General features: G+C 42.8%; 16 protein-coding genes. 9 read left to right on the top strand and 7 right to left on the bottom strand.

All coding sequences use genetic code 11. The features are described 5' to 3' along the window. Positions 1 to 251: 251 nt before the first annotated feature. Positions 252 to 950 (top strand): class I SAM-dependent methyltransferase, encoded by a 699-nt coding sequence (locus E2491_RS14165; RefSeq protein WP_134376284.1) that lies wholly within the window; start codon positions 252 to 254, stop codon positions 948 to 950. A 195-nt stretch (positions 951 to 1,145) separates the two neighbouring features. On the opposite strand, the gene E2491_RS14160 is transcribed toward E2491_RS14165, so the two are convergent. Both E2491_RS14160 and E2491_RS14155 read right to left on the bottom strand, forming a co-directional pair. Then, the gene (locus E2491_RS14160; protein ID WP_134376283.1) at positions 1,146 to 1,496 is read right to left on the bottom strand and encodes a hypothetical protein; all 351 of its coding nucleotides are present in this window, start codon (positions 1,494 to 1,496) and stop codon (positions 1,146 to 1,148) included. Between the two features lie 4 nt (positions 1,497 to 1,500). After that, positions 1,501 to 1,923, bottom strand: coding sequence for a hypothetical protein (locus E2491_RS14155; protein WP_134376282.1), 423 nt, complete (start codon positions 1,921 to 1,923; stop codon positions 1,501 to 1,503). Between the two features lie 131 nt (positions 1,924 to 2,054). Here E2491_RS14155 and E2491_RS14150 point away from each other — a divergent pair, with 131 nt between their 5' ends. The 3 genes from E2491_RS14150 to E2491_RS14140 all read left to right on the top strand — a co-directional run bounded on the left by E2491_RS14150 (position 2,055) and on the right by E2491_RS14140 (position 5,300). After that, positions 2,055 to 3,005 (top strand): hypothetical protein, encoded by a 951-nt coding sequence (locus E2491_RS14150; RefSeq protein WP_134376281.1) that lies wholly within the window; start codon positions 2,055 to 2,057, stop codon positions 3,003 to 3,005. Between the two features lie 96 nt (positions 3,006 to 3,101). Then, the gene (locus tag E2491_RS14145) at positions 3,102 to 4,115 is read left to right on the top strand and encodes an STAS domain-containing protein (RefSeq protein ID WP_134376280.1); all 1,014 of its coding nucleotides are present in this window, start codon (positions 3,102 to 3,104) and stop codon (positions 4,113 to 4,115) included. Positions 4,116 to 4,202: 87 nt separating this feature from the next. Then, entirely contained in the window at positions 4,203 to 5,300 is a 1,098-nt protein-coding gene (locus E2491_RS14140) for a serine hydrolase (RefSeq protein WP_244093968.1), read from the top strand. On the opposite strand, the gene E2491_RS14135 is transcribed toward E2491_RS14140, so the two are convergent. Then, the gene (locus tag E2491_RS14135) at positions 5,297 to 6,043 is read right to left on the bottom strand and encodes a 2-phosphosulfolactate phosphatase (protein ID WP_134376279.1); all 747 of its coding nucleotides are present in this window, start codon (positions 6,041 to 6,043) and stop codon (positions 5,297 to 5,299) included. The two genes, E2491_RS14140 and E2491_RS14135, sit on opposite strands and share 4 nt — an antisense overlap. Continuing rightward, entirely contained in the window at positions 6,010 to 6,438 is a 429-nt protein-coding gene (locus E2491_RS14130) for an NUDIX hydrolase (RefSeq protein ID WP_134376278.1), read from the bottom strand. The genes E2491_RS14135 and E2491_RS14130 overlap by 34 nt, the downstream gene beginning before the upstream one ends. Positions 6,439 to 6,518: 80 nt before the next feature. Here E2491_RS14130 and E2491_RS14125 point away from each other — a divergent pair, with 80 nt between their 5' ends. Further along, on the top strand, positions 6,519 to 7,280 hold the full coding sequence (locus tag E2491_RS14125; RefSeq protein ID WP_134376277.1) for an aminoglycoside adenylyltransferase domain-containing protein: 762 nt from the start codon (positions 6,519 to 6,521) through the stop codon (positions 7,278 to 7,280). Here E2491_RS14125 and E2491_RS14120 read toward each other — a convergent pair. Beyond that, positions 7,233 to 7,994, bottom strand: coding sequence for a hypothetical protein (locus E2491_RS14120; protein WP_134376276.1), 762 nt, complete (start codon positions 7,992 to 7,994; stop codon positions 7,233 to 7,235). The genes E2491_RS14125 and E2491_RS14120 overlap by 48 nt on opposite strands. A 106-nt stretch (positions 7,995 to 8,100) precedes the next feature. On the opposite strand from E2491_RS14120, the gene E2491_RS14115 reads away from it, so the two are divergent. After that, positions 8,101 to 8,814, top strand: coding sequence for a nucleotidyltransferase domain-containing protein (locus tag E2491_RS14115; protein WP_371414485.1), 714 nt, complete (start codon positions 8,101 to 8,103; stop codon positions 8,812 to 8,814). 157 nt (positions 8,815 to 8,971) lie between these two features. Here E2491_RS14115 and E2491_RS14110 read toward each other — a convergent pair whose 3' ends face one another. Next, positions 8,972 to 9,490, bottom strand: a complete 519-nt coding sequence (locus E2491_RS14110; RefSeq protein WP_134376275.1) for a DUF3231 family protein — start codon at positions 9,488 to 9,490, stop codon at positions 8,972 to 8,974. A gap of 67 nt (positions 9,491 to 9,557) precedes the next feature. Continuing rightward, positions 9,558 to 11,090, bottom strand: a complete 1,533-nt coding sequence (locus tag E2491_RS14105) for an FAD-dependent oxidoreductase (RefSeq protein ID WP_244093967.1) — start codon at positions 11,088 to 11,090, stop codon at positions 9,558 to 9,560. Between the two features lie 437 nt (positions 11,091 to 11,527). On the opposite strand from E2491_RS14105, the gene E2491_RS14100 reads away from it, so the two are divergent. The 3 genes from E2491_RS14100 to E2491_RS14090 all read left to right on the top strand — a co-directional run bounded on the left by E2491_RS14100 (position 11,528) and on the right by E2491_RS14090 (position 15,484). Continuing rightward, positions 11,528 to 12,844, top strand: a complete 1,317-nt coding sequence (locus E2491_RS14100) for a short-chain fatty acid transporter (protein ID WP_134376273.1) — start codon at positions 11,528 to 11,530, stop codon at positions 12,842 to 12,844. Between the two features lie 598 nt (positions 12,845 to 13,442). Beyond that, the gene (locus E2491_RS14095; protein WP_208528082.1) at positions 13,443 to 13,994 is read left to right on the top strand and encodes a cysteine hydrolase family protein; all 552 of its coding nucleotides are present in this window, start codon (positions 13,443 to 13,445) and stop codon (positions 13,992 to 13,994) included. Between the two features lie 20 nt (positions 13,995 to 14,014). Further along, on the top strand, positions 14,015 to 15,484 hold the full coding sequence (locus tag E2491_RS14090) for a nicotinate phosphoribosyltransferase (protein WP_134376271.1): 1,470 nt from the start codon (positions 14,015 to 14,017) through the stop codon (positions 15,482 to 15,484). The last annotated feature ends 13 nt before the right edge of the window (positions 15,485 to 15,497 follow it).

Genomic DNA, 15,497 nt, shown 5'->3' with positions numbered 1-15,497 from the left:
ATGTCCCCGGCACTGAGTGTTTTGTAAAACCAGCAGACATTTATGAAGAGTATAAAATAAAAAATTGAATCCGTTGATCATTATTTAAAAGTGAAATAGCTTGTCAAAAAGAGGGGAGGTCCCTCTTTTTTATTTTGTCTGAATATCGAATTTTTTGTATCGTCGAGTCGGGTTTGTCAGATTGTGGTACAGTAAATTTATAACATTTGAATGGTTGACTTTAATACTTTTAAATTTAAGGAGAATGACTCATGAAATCTATTTTATCAAATGAAGATTTATACGAAGCGCTGGATGATCTTTTGAGGGAGCCGAAGCCATTTTGGGAATCGTTTTATGAAGACCGCACGAAGGATATTCCTTTTTTTACGTGTGATGGTCCGGATGAAAATCTGACAGCTTTTATAGAGGGCTGCATGACTAAACCTGTAAAAGTGCTGGAATTGGGGTGCGGTCCCGGACGAAATGCGATTTATCTGGCGAAGCAGGGTTGTCAGGTGGACGCAGTGGATTTGTCTGAAGGTGCGATTAATTGGGCAAAAGAAAGAGCGGAATTAGAAGGTGTGGACATTAATTTTATTTGCGAGTCGGTTTTTTCACTTTCTCTTCAGGAAAATACATATGATTTGATATACGATTGCGGCTTATTCCATCACCTTGCACCTCATAGACGGTTATCTTATATTGACCTGGTTAAATCAGCATTAAAGGATGGCGGGCATTTTGGGCTCATTTGCTTCAATGAAGACGGTGCTGTGGCGACAAGTGATTATGACATTTATAAAGAGCGAAGTATGAACAGGGGAATCGGGTATTCAAAAGAACGGCTCATTTCATTATTTGAAAGTCACTTTGACATCACAGACATCCGCCAAATGAAAAAAATCCAGCAGCCTTCAGCTGTTTTTGGTGAGGATTTTCTGTGGACTGTTTTGATGCAGAAGAAATAAAATGTTGGTTATTCGATAAGGTTATTACAAGGTATAAAATGCTTGAATATGTTTTATTTTTCTTAATAGAACAATCATCAGATCAGCACTCGAGCACCCGGATTGATTGAAAACAAAAGTGTCTGGTCATTCCGAAGGCACTTACGGCAGTAAAGCTCACCGCAAGGCCGTGTCAGGAATGATCAGGCACGTTTTTTAGTTAACTTCACTATTCGTCCTGCCAATAAAACTAGGAGCACTTTTAATGAAAAAGCTGATTAACCAGAACAGTAAATACAGATAACCAAGAGCGATTAAGATGGCTGTCCCTGAGCCTTCCTGAAGCTGAGTGAATAAAAACTCATATTCCGTTTGTGTTAATGACCTTGAGGCAGAAGCGCTGAAAAAGAACCCGACGACAGGCAAGAATACAAGAACAATCATAGTGAAGACAGACAGCTTGATCCTTTGTCGTTTAAATAAGCTAAAGACAGCCGTACCGAGGCTTATGAGAAAAAACAGATAATGAATAATCCAGAACCATTCAGGCATGGTTTCCCAGTACATACGTTCACTCCTCAACAAGTATTTGGTTTTTGAGCTTTCGATCAGCTATGAAGATAAACGTGAACATAGCTGCGGTGATTAACGTTCCGAACATAAGGATGATCATGGCCCCTAATCCGACCCACCCCACAGTAACGGAAAGGATCAGGTTATGAAGGAAAAGGGAAGTAACAAAAGTTAATGCAGCCACGTTGTAGGGAGATGTCATTCTGTTCCACAGGATCATAAGCAATGCGATAGAGAAGAGTGAGATTCCTGCATACAGGCTGATTTCCTCTGTTGAAAATGCGAAATATGATTGATCACCATCTGAACCGGCTTCCGTGTCTGCTGTTTCCACAAAGATAAACCCAACAAAAATCAACCCGATAAAAAGCGCAGTACCGTATATGATCCAGCTTGTTTGAATAAGTTTGGAACGCTCCATCCCATACCCTCCTTTTATTTGGTAATTTCAGTATATCAAAGATCTTTATGAGAAGTTAGAATATTTCCATTAAATCAGGAACTTCTTCCATTTTAAACCGTATCATTATTACATTGATAACGGAGGAGATTATGTTGAAAACAGATATGGATAAAAAACAGATTGAGCTTCGAAAAAGAGTGGATGAAAAAGACAGGTTGGAAAAACGGTTCCTGACGATTGAAAAGCAGTTCAGGGAACATGAAGACAAAAAGGCAGAGCTTGAGAAAAGTCTATCTAAAGAGCAGCTTGATCTGCATAAACTGGATCGCTTTTCTTTAGTAAACGTTGTTCGCAAATGGAATGGTACGCATGAAGAGCTTAGGGAAAAAGAGTATGATGAAGCAGCTAAGGCTGAATTAAAACTGAATGAGCATGAACAGATGCTGGAGGATTTAAGGATTGATCTGAACGGAATCGAAGAGAAGCTCAGATCCTATGAGACAGCATCTGATGAATGGGAAGCGTTTTTAAAAGAAAAAGAGCATTGGATTAAACTGAATAACTTTGAAGAAGCAAGGGAGATTGATCTTCACTTAAATCAATATGCAGACCTGGGGGCACTTCTTGATGAGATTGAAGAGGCGATTCAGGCGGGTAACGCAGCTGAATCATCATTGGATTTTGCCTTAAGTAAGTTGAACTCTGCTCATGGCATGTCTACATGGGATACGTTTCTTGGGGGCGGTATGATCGTTACGGCCATGAAACATAACGATCTGGATCAATCGAAAAATGCCCTTCATCAGGCTCAGCTGAATCTTCGTCGTTTTGAAGCTGAGTTAACGGATGTTAAAGATGCATCGATTGAGTCTATGGATGTGGAAAGAGGATCGTTTATTACGTTTGCAGACTACTTTCTTGACGATATTTTTTCAGAGTGGACGATTCATAACCGGATTAATGAGTCGATTAGCAAAGTGAAGGACACAAAAGCCAAAATTACCAGAGCCATTGGAAATCTCCAAAAGCAGCGCGATCAGATTCGTCATCAGCAAGAACTCGTGTGGGATGAGTATCAGGAAGTCATTGAGCAGGCATGACCGTTTTTATTTATAAAAAATAGATCTTTTCATGTGGTTTTTTGTTATGTTAGGAGGGAAATGTGAATTTAAGTCACAATAAAAAAGGTGAATGACATGGCAGACTATGGTGAAAAGCTTGATGTAGCAGGAAGTAAGTTTCAATGGGATATGCAAAAAGGGATCTTCCATTTTGAAGGGCAGGAAGGAATCGTTTTCTGGGTTCGCAATGCGATGAAGGAGTTTTTCGATACCATCGAAGAAATTTCCGGACAGGAAGCGTCCCATCTGGTTTTTGAGGTAGCCGGTTTTCGCCAGGGTACCGTGGTTGGTGATTATTTTGACGGACTGACCGCTGCAGAGGCTGCTCATAAGATTACAGATACTTATGCTGCGGTAGGGTGGGGACTTGCGAAAGTCGTTAATCTTAACGAAGAGAAAAAGACCTTCTCTATTCACATAAAAGACAGCTGGGAGTACAGGATTAATCATTCACAGGGGAAGAGCTCCACAGGACCATTTTTGGCTGCTCATTACGCAGGTGTATTTTCGAGGCTGTTGGATGAAAATATCTGGTTTGAAATTAAAGAGGATCAGTTACACGGTCATGATCAGATGATTGTTGATTATTTTCCATCCGTCACGACGGTAAAGAAAAACATTCACCAGTTATCCAGAGCGAAGGAATCAGCGAGAATCCATGAGCTGGAGAGAATGGTTGAAGAGAAGACGCAGGGTCTCAGGGAAGTCATTAAACAAATTTCATCTCCTGTGATTCCTGTACTGGATGGTGTTGTCGTTGTTCCTTTACTGGGGAAATATGATGAAGAAAGAGCAGAGGAATTAGTTTATAGTACATTAAATAAGCTTCCGAGATATAAAGCTGATTATCTGATTCTTGATCTAACCGGGCTGGATGGAAGTGTAGATCATCTTACAACGAGTCTGCTGGAGAAAATAGGTTCAGCAGCTGATTTGATCGGTTCTAAAACAATATTGGTAGGTTTGTCAGCAGGGCTGGCAGTTGAAATCACCCAAACTGGTGTAAACCTGGGGAGGTTTGATTGCTTCCAGACATTACAGCATGGGATTCATTATGCAATTGGTCAAATGGGAAAGCAGATTATATAATGTTGGTATGTGTAAAAATCCGTCGAGTTGTATTGACGGATTTTTTAGCTATATGGCCAATATTGTTATAAAGGAAGTGTTTGTTTCATGAATTGGGTATCAATAGGAGCGATTTTACTCGTTTCTTTTATCGCATTCGGTGTCGTATTTCTGATGATGAAAACACGGGGAATGTCACCAAAAGCGTTTGTTGAATTTATCAAGAAAAATAAAGAGTATACAGCCGTTAAAATTGTGAGAAATGACGAAACAGTTGTTTCTTATCAGGAGGAAAAGATGCTGCCTCTGGCCAGTACAGCAAAGATGATCATTGCTGTTGCCTATGCGAAACAGGCAGCGGCAGGTGAAATTGATCCGAATGAAAAGATTTCACTGTCAACGCTCAATTCCTTTTTTATTCGTAAAACGGACGGTGGGGCACATGAAGCATGGCTGTCAGAAATCAACAATCAGGACCCGGTGACGCTGGCTCAGGTTGCGGAAGGAATGATGCATTACAGCTCTAATGCGAATACGGATTATCTTTTACATCGTTTAGGATTGGAGCGGGTGAATGAGGTTCCTGCTGAAATTGGAATTGCGGATCATGAAGACATTTATCCGTTTGTACCTGCTCTCGCCATCCCTTACATACTGATGGAGGAACAAAACATCACGCTGACTGGCGCGATTGCAAAGGTTCGCGATATGCCGTTGGAGGAATATCGTGAGAAGGCTGTAGAGATCATGAACCAATGGTTGGAAAAGCCTTTACCGAAAGATAAAAAGCTTATGCTGGTCAAAAGTCTGATTATGGATGTTCAGAAAATCTGGTCTGATCGCCTGCCACGGTCAAATGCGAAAAGCTATGCCGATTTTATGAAAAAGCTCAATGATAAAACATTTTTCAGTCAGGAGGTTCATGAGCATCTTGATCCATTACTTGAACCGCTGATGAGCAGTCCTGAGAACCAAACATGGCTGAAGCATGCGGGTAAAAAGGGCGGATCAACAGCCATGGTGCTGACATTCTCTATGTATGCAACCGACCTTGAAGGAAACCGGACAGAAGCGGCGTTTTTTACTGATCAGCTCATGCTACTCGATCAGGTGAGACTCTCGAAATCTCTCAATGAATTTCAAAAAGCGATTTTAAAGGATGAAAATTTCCGGCGCTACTGTCAGGATGCATTCAGGCAGGATTAATACTTTATAAAATGATCCTTATTCAGGATGGGCACAACGTTATCTGCGTTTAATTGACTACAGTAGTGCACATCGGCTTCAAATCCGCGCTCGCGCAGTTCACGGCCGCTTCCGCATTCGAAAATCAGCTCGCCAAGCTCGCTTTTTCCATGTTCGAAAGCCATTTTACACAATGCTGCTTCAGGTGAGATGCGTCCTGTAAGTCCGGCGAGAATGGCTCCTGCTCCCAGATAATCTTCAATGGATGGACGTAATGAATCCTCATGCTGCAATGGCTGATTCCATTGTTCACCACATGGTACGAGGGTGATGTCTTTTCTTAATTTCATTTGAAGTTCGTTAGCTGCCTTTGCCGTTGCTGCTGCATTTCTGAGGGATCCGATCAGCAGAGCGGGAACGTCTGCTGCGAGCCAGGTGCAATGAGCTCCGTTCAAAGAAGACAGAACAAAACGTTTATTGGCATGTTCGCTGCCAAAGGTAACAGGAGAGAGTGTGGGCAGTCCGCGTTTGGCTGCCTCTGCTCTTCCTAAAATATACTCTGCGTCTTTTTCTTTTGCATAACGCTTACCGTCTTGTGACGGCGGATAGGGAAAAATGGTTGCCTGTACATTCATAGCAGCTGTGACTGTTGATGAAAAACTTAATACGTCAACGATAATGATAATATCTCCTCTTTCAGCCGCTTCACGTGCTCCACGCCGTCCCCATTCTAATTTGATTTCGTACCCATGCTGATCGAACATATGGCTTCCCCCTGTTGATAAAGTTTTTGTGCTACTTCTTCCGGTAACACATTGTGTTGAGGTAATTCACTTATCTTCAACCAGACTGGCTCATAGGAACCCCGGTTATCCCCCTGTTTAAATTCGTCTCCCTGACCTGAACCGAAAACGCCACTGACTCTGTGTGCCAGGTAAAAATACTGTTTTCCGTCAAAATAGTCGGTCGTGAAAAGTTCTCCAAGCTCAACGCGTATCCCAAGCTCTTCAAAAGCTTCCCGCTTTGCTGCTTCCTCAGGGGTTTCGTGAGGTTCAATTCCACCACCAGGAAATACATAATACGTTTGTCCCGAACGAACCCGCTTTATTAATGCTATCCGATTTTGATCAATCAAAATAACAGAGCCGCGATTTCTCATAAGATCAGTCCTTTACGATAGTGTAGTGAAGATAGAATAAAAGTTTGATAAAATACATTTATAGGAAATGGGGGATTGTAATGAGTGTCATACAAAAAATAGATTATATAACAGAAGAACTAAAAAATATTCTTGGAGATACCCTTAAAGGAATATATCTTCATGGCTCTATGGCACTCGGTGGATTTCAGCATCATCGCAGTGATCTTGACTTAATTGGCGTTATCACGAAACGAATGACAAACGAACAGGCGAAACAATTAACTGATTTTATACTAAGAACATCAAATCAGCCTTTTCCTATAGAAATAAGCTTTTTACAAGTGGAGACGCTTGAGAAGTGGATTCATCCCGCTACATATGAATACCATTACAGTGAAATCTGGCGTCCAATATTTGAAGAGAAAACAGTATTAGACTCCTTTTTAAATAGCGGAGTTGATCCGGATCTGACGGCACATCTTGCAGTTCTTCATCAGGCGGGTTTAACACTTTTTGGTCCACCGGTAAAAGACGCATTTCCTTCATACAATTCGGAAGATTTGCTGATAACTCTTCAAAGCGAAATGAAGGACTGCCTGCTACACATAACAGAGGATCCGATATACTGCAGTCTTAATCTGCTTCGCTACTGGCGATATGAACACGAGGGGATCATCTGCTCTAAACTTGAAGGAGCTGAATGGTCCCTTAATAAAGTTCCCGCTTCTTACAGGCAGATCATCCTACAGATAATAAAATGCTATAAAGGTACTTTAAAAGAATCAGATCTTGAAAGGGAGAATATCAAACAATTATCTCTCTTTATTCAGGAGGTAACCACGTTCAAACCAGCTTTTTGACTCTATGAAAAAATCCACACCTGTTTCAATCAGGATTAGAGCTTTGGCGTCGCTCTTTTGAACGTAATAAGCTGTTAATTGATCAAAAAAATCTGCTGCAATTTCCTGAAGTTCAGTTGTAGGGAGCAGGGGGACCAGTTCTGTTTTAGGAAGGTTCCACACACGGATCGAATCCTGTTCTGTCAACGTAACAACCTGGTAAAGTAAAGGAAAGAGCTGGGTACTCATCAGTCTGACGGTACGATCAATTCTTTCATGCCCGAGATCAAGCAGATTCATGAGAAAAGGCGGAGCTGTCTTTAATTCTTTTAATGAGACAACAGCACTTTCTTTTAATTGCTCATGGGTTGCTTCAGGGACAGGTAAATGCCCGGACACGGTTACATAACTCCCGGGAACTGGTCCGATAAAGCCATCCGGCAAATGATCGTTATGAACATCACATTGAATGTAGTTAAAAGGTTCATAGTTAATGGATTGAAGATCTCTTTGAATATCGAAGATCAGTTTTGCAGGGAGGTTCCCATTTTTGAGAAGCTGATCTTTAACATACAGTTTAAGGTCCAAATCGCTGGATCCATTAATAACCCCACCTTTAACAGCAGAACCATGAAGGATTAAACAGAGCACATCTTCTCCAATATGTTTTAGGAAGACACTATTGGCCTTATTAACTATTTCTTGCGTATGAACCGGTAACATCTCAAGATTCAAAGTTTCACCTCATTTATAGAAGAAATTAGGAGTAATTATCATATCAAACTTCCATCTGGAAATGTACATTTATTTCCGGGGAAATAATAGACAAGTAGGGGTGTTAATGATGAATAGATTAGATCCAATTCAGGCGTCAAAAGCTTTTGTTAATGAGTATTTCCCTGATTGCAATGCAGCTGTTTTAGCAGGAAGCGCTTCAAGAGGGGAGGCTACTCCAACGTCTGATCTTGATATTGTGGTGTTTGATCCGGGAATCAAACAGTCCTATCGGGAATCTTTGATTAAATACGATTGGCCTATTGAAGTTTTCGTACATAATTTAAACTCATATGTTCACTTTTTTGAGGACGACTGTAAACATGGAAAACCTTCCATGCCGCATATGGTCGCCTGTGGAATCGTTTTAAAGAGAAGTAATGAACTGGATCAGATCAGAAAGGAAGCGGATCTGATGTTAAAAAAGGGCCCGGCACCATGGAGTGAATCGACAGTTGCGCTTAAACGATATATGATCACTGATCTGCTGGACGATCTGATGGGTTCAAATGATCGAGGGGAAGACATAATGATCACAGCTGAGCTCTCGATTCTCTTACAGGAATTTATGCTGAGAGTGAACAATAGATGGATAGGGTCTTCAAAATGGATGATTCGTGAGCTGAAGCGTTTCGATCCTGATTATGCAGAGGCATTCACTGAAGCATTTGATCAGCTATATACGAGTGGGGATAAAGCAGCAGTAAAGAAGCTTGTGGAAGAAAGTCTCCAGACTCACGGAGGTTTATTGTTCGAAGGTTTTTCGATAGGGAAAATCTGAAGAGATAGTGCATTTGGAAATGCAACTTTCTGTATCCATTGCAACGGTCTTTTTCATGGTGCGGGATTGAATTTGACTTGCTGCACATTGCATTTGGAATTAAAAAAGCTGGAACAACGCTCAAAAAAGAGTATTGTTCCAGCTCTTTCTTAAGGCATTAACGCTGATATTCCACTTCTCTTACCTGATAAAGTGGAGGTGGGATCAGCCAGCCTTTTTCTTTGCTGTTTCGCAGGTTTTTCGCCGCAAATGCGACTTTTTGTGTGTGGAGTTGTGCGAACATAAGTCCAATATCCTCACGCACGCACTGGGTGATCATTTGACTCGCTGCGATAATCCCGGCTCCTGTGCTCATCGTAAGCGATGCTGCAATTTCAGGATCCTGGAAACGTGCGCCGTCCGGAATCTGATCAAGGTTTGCCTTTGCCCGGGCTGGCGGTGCAGGAGGAACCTGAATCTGGTTCTCAATAAGCAGCTCCTCAAGCTGGCGGCTTTCCTGTTCGCCTAGTTTGATCGCTTCCTCCAGAAGTTCCTGAAGATCCCGGTCTCCTGCGTGGTTACGCATTGTCTGATAAGCGGCGACATTGCCGTTTACCGTTAACAGTGCAGTCCAGACGCCATACACTTCCCCGTAATGCATTGGTTCATCTTTTGGTGACCCGCTCAAAATTCCCATTTATAATCCCCCTGTAAGCAAATTGACTTTGTTAAGTCAGTCCGTATTATGTGCAGGTCGGACGACTTTACTCAGTTTGATCAATGGTAATGCTTTCTAAGGACATAAAAGCAGGCCCTTCAATGACTTCACCGGTATAGGAAAATCTTGATCCGTGACACGGACAGTCCCATGTACGCTCACCGTCATTCCAGTTACATTCACAGCCCATATGCGTACACGTCGGATCAACAGCATGAAATTGACCTTGAGGATCCTTATAGACGCCTGTTTTCTGTCCGTTTACTTTCACAATGGCTCCCTCATCATTTTCCATCTCATCAAGCGTTTTATCAGCAGGTTCCAGTTTTCCTTTGATGAGTTCACCCGCTACTTCCATGTTGGCAGCGAATGCCTGTTTAACAGACGGATCTGCCTTAAACCTGGACGGTGTGAATAGATCTATATAAGGATTATCTTTTTCTTCGATTAAATCTGACAGTAAAAGGGCAGCTGCCGTTCCGTTAGTCATTCCCCATTTACGATAGCCTGTGGCAACGAAAATGTTTGGAGAGCTTTGATTAATTGGACCGATATACGGCACTTTATCGAGTGTTATTAGATCCTGTGCAGACCATCTGTTAAGATACTGTTTAATGCCGAAAGCTTCGTCAGCATAAGCTTCGAGTGCAAGGTAATTGGACAGGGTATTTGATTCACGGCCAGTTACATGACCTTCACCACCAATGAGCATAATAAATGAATCTTGACCTGCAGCCTGACGGATAGATCTGACGGGGTTGCCAGCTGTGATATACATACCACCTTCGAATTCATTTTGGGGCTCAACCGCAATCAGGTAGGATCGCTGTGGCTGAAGACGTGAAAAGTAAGCACCTTTTTTATCGATAAATGGAAAGTGTGATCCCACAACCAGCTTTTGACACGTGATCTTTCGTCCAGTTGCCGTCACAACCTTCATCTGACTGCCTTCCTCGACACTGACGGCAGGAGAGTGTTCGAATACCTTTCCGCCCAATTGAATAAACTCCTCTAAAAGTGCTTTTAAATATTTGATCGGATGGAATTGAGCCTGCTGCTTCATTGTTAAAACCGTTTTAGCGGTGGCATCAAATGAAAGCCCACTGGCAATTTCAAATGGAATATCAAGCTTTTCATAAGCTTTCTGTTCCAATTCAATTTGTCTTTGTTCATCATCATTTGTGGCAAAAACAGAGGCACCCTGGAATGAAAAATCATACTTTTCCGATTGACTGCTGCAGTAAGTGCTGATGAAATTTAATGCCTGATTGGAGGCTTCATAAAACTTGCGTGCGCCCTCTAATCCAATATGTGAAATCAGCTCGTCGTAAATGAGTCCATGCTGAGCAGTGACTTTAGCTGTTGTATAGCCGGTTGTACCACTGAACAATTCACGTGCTTCAAGAATAATCACCTTATGACCTTTTTGAGCCAGCAAATAGCCCGTTGTAATGCCGGTCAATCCACCTCCTGCAATCACAATCTCTGTTTCGAGATCCTCCTGAACCGGCGGAAATGTTCCTGCCTGATTTTCTTCCTCCAGCCAGTATGAGGAGGAATATGCTGGTCGTTTCTCCATGTTATCCATCACCTTTCAATCCCTTAATCTGCCTTTCAGTATGACCCTCGGGAAGTAGAAATATTCGCAGAAGGAGTTTCAGGAAATGTAACACGCTACATTATTTGTAGACGAGTAATAGGTATATGGTCACAATTCTGCGAACCAATACTAAAATCTTGCGAAACAGGTCTCATATCCTGCGAACGTGCACCGCTATCTTGCGAAAGACGTACCCTATTTTACGAACCTCACACAAAATCCAGCGAACCTCTACTTCTTCATCCGCAAAACATAGAAAAGCCGCCGTCCTTAAATAAGAGAGCAGCTTTCTTACATTGATCTATATAAAGCTGATTTCAAACTTTTCCTTAAAAATGAAAGGGTTTTCATTTTCAGTGTCGAATAGTGTCTGCTGTGGAGAAATTGAAAAACTGAACAAAGGGGAGAAAATCAGCATGAAAAGAGTGATTCGTTTTTCCAATTCATTAATGGAGCGTTGGCTGCCGGATCCGTTCCTATTTGTCGTGATCCTGACGCTTGTTGTGTTTGCGCTCGGGATCGGGTTAACCGGTTCAACACCTGTAGAAATGGTTGCCTTTTGGGGAGAAGGTTTTTGGGCACTTTTAGCATTTTCCATGCAGATGGTTCTGGTTCTCGTAACCGGATTTGTATTAGCAAGCAGTCCGATTTTTAAAAAGGGACTTGGTTCCCTGGCCTCCGTGGCAAAATCACCTGGCAGTGCAATCATCTGGGTAACGCTGATTTCACTTGCTGCCAGCTGGATTAACTGGGGGTTTGGACTTGTCATTGGCGCGCTTTTTGCAAAAGAACTGGCGAAAAGAGTGCAGGGGGTGGATTACCGCCTGTTGATTGCCAGTGCCTATTCAGGCTTTCTGATCTGGCACGCCGGCTTTTCAGGTTCCACTCCGTTATCCATTGCAACAGAGGGGCATCCGTTAGTAGATAAGATTGGGATCATTCCAACGAGTGAAACGATTTTCGCGGGTTACAATCTGATTATTATTCTTGCACTTATTGTGATTTTGCCGCTGCTTAACCGTTTGATGATGCCGGCAAAAGAAGATACCGTCACCGTTGATCCTGCTGTTCTGGAAGAAGATGAGGTTGCTGTTACAATGGCAGAGCCTTTAACACCTGCAGAAAAGCTTGAAAACAGCTGGATTTTATCAATGGTCATAGGCGTGCTGGGTCTGGCTTTTCTGACCTATTATTTTGTACAGAATGGATTCGCCCTGAATCTTGATTTAGTTAACTTTCTGTTTCTATTCCTCGGTATCCTGTTCCATGGAACACCGCGCCGCTATTTAAATGCAGTGCAAAATGCGGTGAAAGGAGCAGGGGGCATTATTATTCAGTTCCCTTTTTACGCTGGAATCATGGGGATGATGACAGCATCAGGACTGACCTTAATGATGTCTGATATGTTTGTCAGCATTTCAACAGATGTAACTTTCCCACTGTTTGCTTTCTTAAGCGCAGGCATTGTTAACTTCTTTGTTCCATCGGGTGGAGGCCAGTGGGCAGTACAGGGGCCGATCATGATGGATGCCGCAATTGCTCTCGATGCGAGTACTGCAAAAGTAGCGATGGCAGTCGCATGGGGAGATGCCTGGACAAACATGATCCAGCCATTCTGGGCCCTGCCGGCACTTGCCATTGCAGGACTGAAAGCAAAGGATATCATGGGCTTTTGTTTAATCGTTTTGTTTGTAAGCGGGATTGTGATTGGGCTTGGATTAGTGCTCATTTGATAAGAGAAACAACCGGGATTGCGCTTTGAGTGGTTCCGGTTGTTTTTGTTCAAGATTGTTTGACGCGGAGTAGGACTGGATGATGAAGGAGGTTGGTTTTCGCGGCAAATTGGGGGGGATGGTGGAGTGGCTGCCTGGAGGAATCCTTCATTCGAGTGAGTTATTCAGGCTTTTGAAAAAATAATTCCATCTTTCTGGGATTTAATTCGTGCTTTTGAAAAAATAATTCCATCACTGCTTCTCCGAGTCTCCATTTTTCCTTCACAAGGTTTAACGATTCAATCATTCCCGTACACTGATTCCTTCGTTTGAAAATTTATTTCCATCAAACTCGAACCCCATATTCAAGCGTGCCGAGTTTCAATTAAAGCTGCAGTCCTTATCCAAGCACCCTGGGTTTCAATCAAAGCCACACCCCATATTCAAGTATCCTGACTACCCACAGCCCCACAGCCCTTATCCAACCATCCAATACTTCTCCGAAATCAACCTATCCCCAAACCTCACTTCTTGTGTCTTTACACAAGTAAAGCTAAAATAATAAGTGAATAATTGAGCATACCAACTATACGAATACATAATTAAAGGGGATGGCATGATGGCTAAAAGAGCTTTAATAAACATTGATTATACATTTGATTTTGTAGCAGAAAATGGTGCGTTAACATGCGGGAAGCCTGGACAGGACATTGAAGATCAGATTGTCAGTCTGACAAGAGAGTTTCATGAGCGTCAGGATCTTGTTGTTTTTGCAATCGATCTGCACGATGAAAATGACCCTCATCACCCGGAAACAAAGCTTTTTCCTCCACATAATATTCGTGGCACAAAGGGCAGGGATCTATATGGGTCGCTACAGGCATTGTATGATATGATTCAAGATGATGAAAATGTGATATATATAGATAAAACGCGTTACAGTGCTTTCGCCGGTACAAATTTGGAACAGCTGCTGAGAGAGCGTGGGATTACGGAGCTGCATTTAGTGGGTGTATGCACCGATATTTGTGTGCTGCATACGGCAGTTGACGCTTATAATAAAGGCTTTCACGTAACGGTTCATAAACAAGCGGTTGCCAGTTTTAATCAGGCTGGCCATGAATGGGCACTAGAACATTTTGCTTCATCGATTGGGGCGACAGTACAGTAAGGCATAAGGAGATAATGGATATGAGGGATTCGTACACGGATGACAGTCTGATGCTGCACACTGATCTGTATCAGATTAATATGGCAAAAACGTATTGGGAGGACGGTATGCATGAGCGGCAGGCGGTGTTTGAGCTGTTTTTCCGTACATTACCGTTTGGAAATGGTTATGGTGTTTTTGCCGGTCTTGAACGTGCACTGGATTATTTAAAGGATTTCCGGTTCAGTGAGACTGACCTCCAGTATTTAAGGGAAGAGGTCGGTTACGAAGAGGACTTTGTTGCGTTTCTTCGGGAAATCCGTTTTACCGGAACGGTCCGGTCTATGAAAGAAGGGGAGCTCGTTTTTGGCAATGAGCCGATTATGCGGGTGGAAGCGCCGCTGATTGAGGCACAGCTTGTCGAGACAGCGCTTTTGAATATCGTGAACTACCAGACGCTGATCGCCACAAAGGCATCGCGGATTAAACAGGTGGTCGGGAATGAAACCCTGATGGAGTTTGGAACGCGCCGGGCACACGAGCTTGATGCTGCAGTGTGGGGGACGCGCGCTGCATATATCGGCGGTTTTGCTGCGACGAGTAATGTCCGTGCAGGTAAGATGTTCGGTCTTCCGGTAGCGGGTACGCATTCCCACGCCATGATTCAGGCATATAGAGATGAGTATACCGCTTTTAAAAAATACGCGGAAACGCATAGAGACTGTGTGTTTTTAGTTGATACCTACAATACGCTAAAGTCAGGGGTGCCTGCTGCCATTGCAGTGGCGAAGGAGATGGGTGATGCGATTAACTTTGTCGGTGTCCGTCTCGACAGTGGGGATATTGCGTATTTATCAAAAGAAACGAGGAAAATGCTTGATGCGGCTGGTTTTGAGGACGCTAAAATCATTGCCTCCAACGACCTTGATGAGTACACGATTTTAAACCTGAAGGCGCAGGGCGCAGTCGTTGATATCTGGGGCATCGGTACAAAGCTGATCACAGCATACGATCAGCCGGCTTTAGGTGCAGTGTACAAGCTGGTGTCAATCGAAAATGAGTCCGGTGACATGGTCGATACGATTAAAATCTCGAGTAACGCTGAAAAAGTAACAACCCCGGGACTTAAACGGGTGTACCGCATCATAAACCGGGTAAACAATAAGTCAGAGGGCGATTACATTACCCTTGAAGGTGAAAATCCTCAGGAAGAGGACCACCTGAAAATGTTCCATCCGGTTCATACGTTCGTGACGAAGTTTGTCACGAATTTTGAAGCGAAGGATCTCCATCATACCGTCATTAAAAATGGTGAGATTTGTTATGATAATCCTTCCCCGGAAGACATTAAGCATTATTTACAGGAGAACCTGGATTTACTGTGGGATGAGTATAAGCGTTCAATGAATCCGGAAGAATATCCGGTCGATCTCAGTCAGAAGTGCTGGGATAATAAGATGCGCAACATTCAGGAGGTCAAGCAGGCCGTTAAAAAAGCACAAAATATTTGATAGAGGTGATTTG

Origin of the sequence: Jeotgalibacillus sp. R-1-5s-1 (assembly GCF_004405105.1) — a bacterium.
Classification (GTDB): domain Bacteria; phylum Bacillota; class Bacilli; order Bacillales; family Jeotgalibacillaceae; genus Jeotgalibacillus.
Note: the sequence above shows the minus strand (reverse complement) of the source record. Positions and strands in the feature narration are given on the sequence as shown.

Bases quoted from the DNA above. Each gene is read 5' to 3' on its own strand.
- E2491_RS14125 (WP_134376277.1), top strand. From the start codon at position 6,519: ATGAGTGTCATACAAAAAATAGATTATATAACAGAAGAACTAAAAAAT.
- E2491_RS14130 (WP_134376278.1), bottom strand. From the start codon at position 6,438: ATGAGAAATCGCGGCTCTGTTATTTTGATTGATCAAAATCGGATAGCA.
- E2491_RS14155 (WP_134376282.1), bottom strand. From the start codon at position 1,923: ATGGAGCGTTCCAAACTTATTCAAACAAGCTGGATCATATACGGTACT.
- E2491_RS14150 (WP_134376281.1), top strand. From the start codon at position 2,055: ATGTTGAAAACAGATATGGATAAAAAACAGATTGAGCTTCGAAAAAGA.
- E2491_RS14135 (WP_134376279.1), bottom strand. From the start codon at position 6,043: ATGTTCGATCAGCATGGGTACGAAATCAAATTAGAATGGGGACGGCGT.
- E2491_RS14160 (WP_134376283.1), bottom strand. From the start codon at position 1,496: ATGTACTGGGAAACCATGCCTGAATGGTTCTGGATTATTCATTATCTG.
- E2491_RS14105 (WP_244093967.1), bottom strand. From the start codon at position 11,090: ATGGAGAAACGACCAGCATATTCCTCCTCATACTGGCTGGAGGAAGAA.
- E2491_RS14165 (WP_134376284.1), top strand. From the start codon at position 252: ATGAAATCTATTTTATCAAATGAAGATTTATACGAAGCGCTGGATGAT.
- E2491_RS14110 (WP_134376275.1), bottom strand. From the start codon at position 9,490: ATGGGAATTTTGAGCGGGTCACCAAAAGATGAACCAATGCATTACGGG.
- E2491_RS14140 (WP_244093968.1), top strand. From the start codon at position 4,203: ATGAATTGGGTATCAATAGGAGCGATTTTACTCGTTTCTTTTATCGCA.
- E2491_RS14115 (WP_371414485.1), top strand. From the start codon at position 8,101: ATGATGAATAGATTAGATCCAATTCAGGCGTCAAAAGCTTTTGTTAAT.
- E2491_RS14145 (WP_134376280.1), top strand. From the start codon at position 3,102: ATGGCAGACTATGGTGAAAAGCTTGATGTAGCAGGAAGTAAGTTTCAA.
- E2491_RS14100 (WP_134376273.1), top strand. From the start codon at position 11,528: ATGAAAAGAGTGATTCGTTTTTCCAATTCATTAATGGAGCGTTGGCTG.
- E2491_RS14090 (WP_134376271.1), top strand. From the start codon at position 14,015: ATGAGGGATTCGTACACGGATGACAGTCTGATGCTGCACACTGATCTG.
- E2491_RS14095 (WP_208528082.1), top strand. From the start codon at position 13,443: ATGGCTAAAAGAGCTTTAATAAACATTGATTATACATTTGATTTTGTA.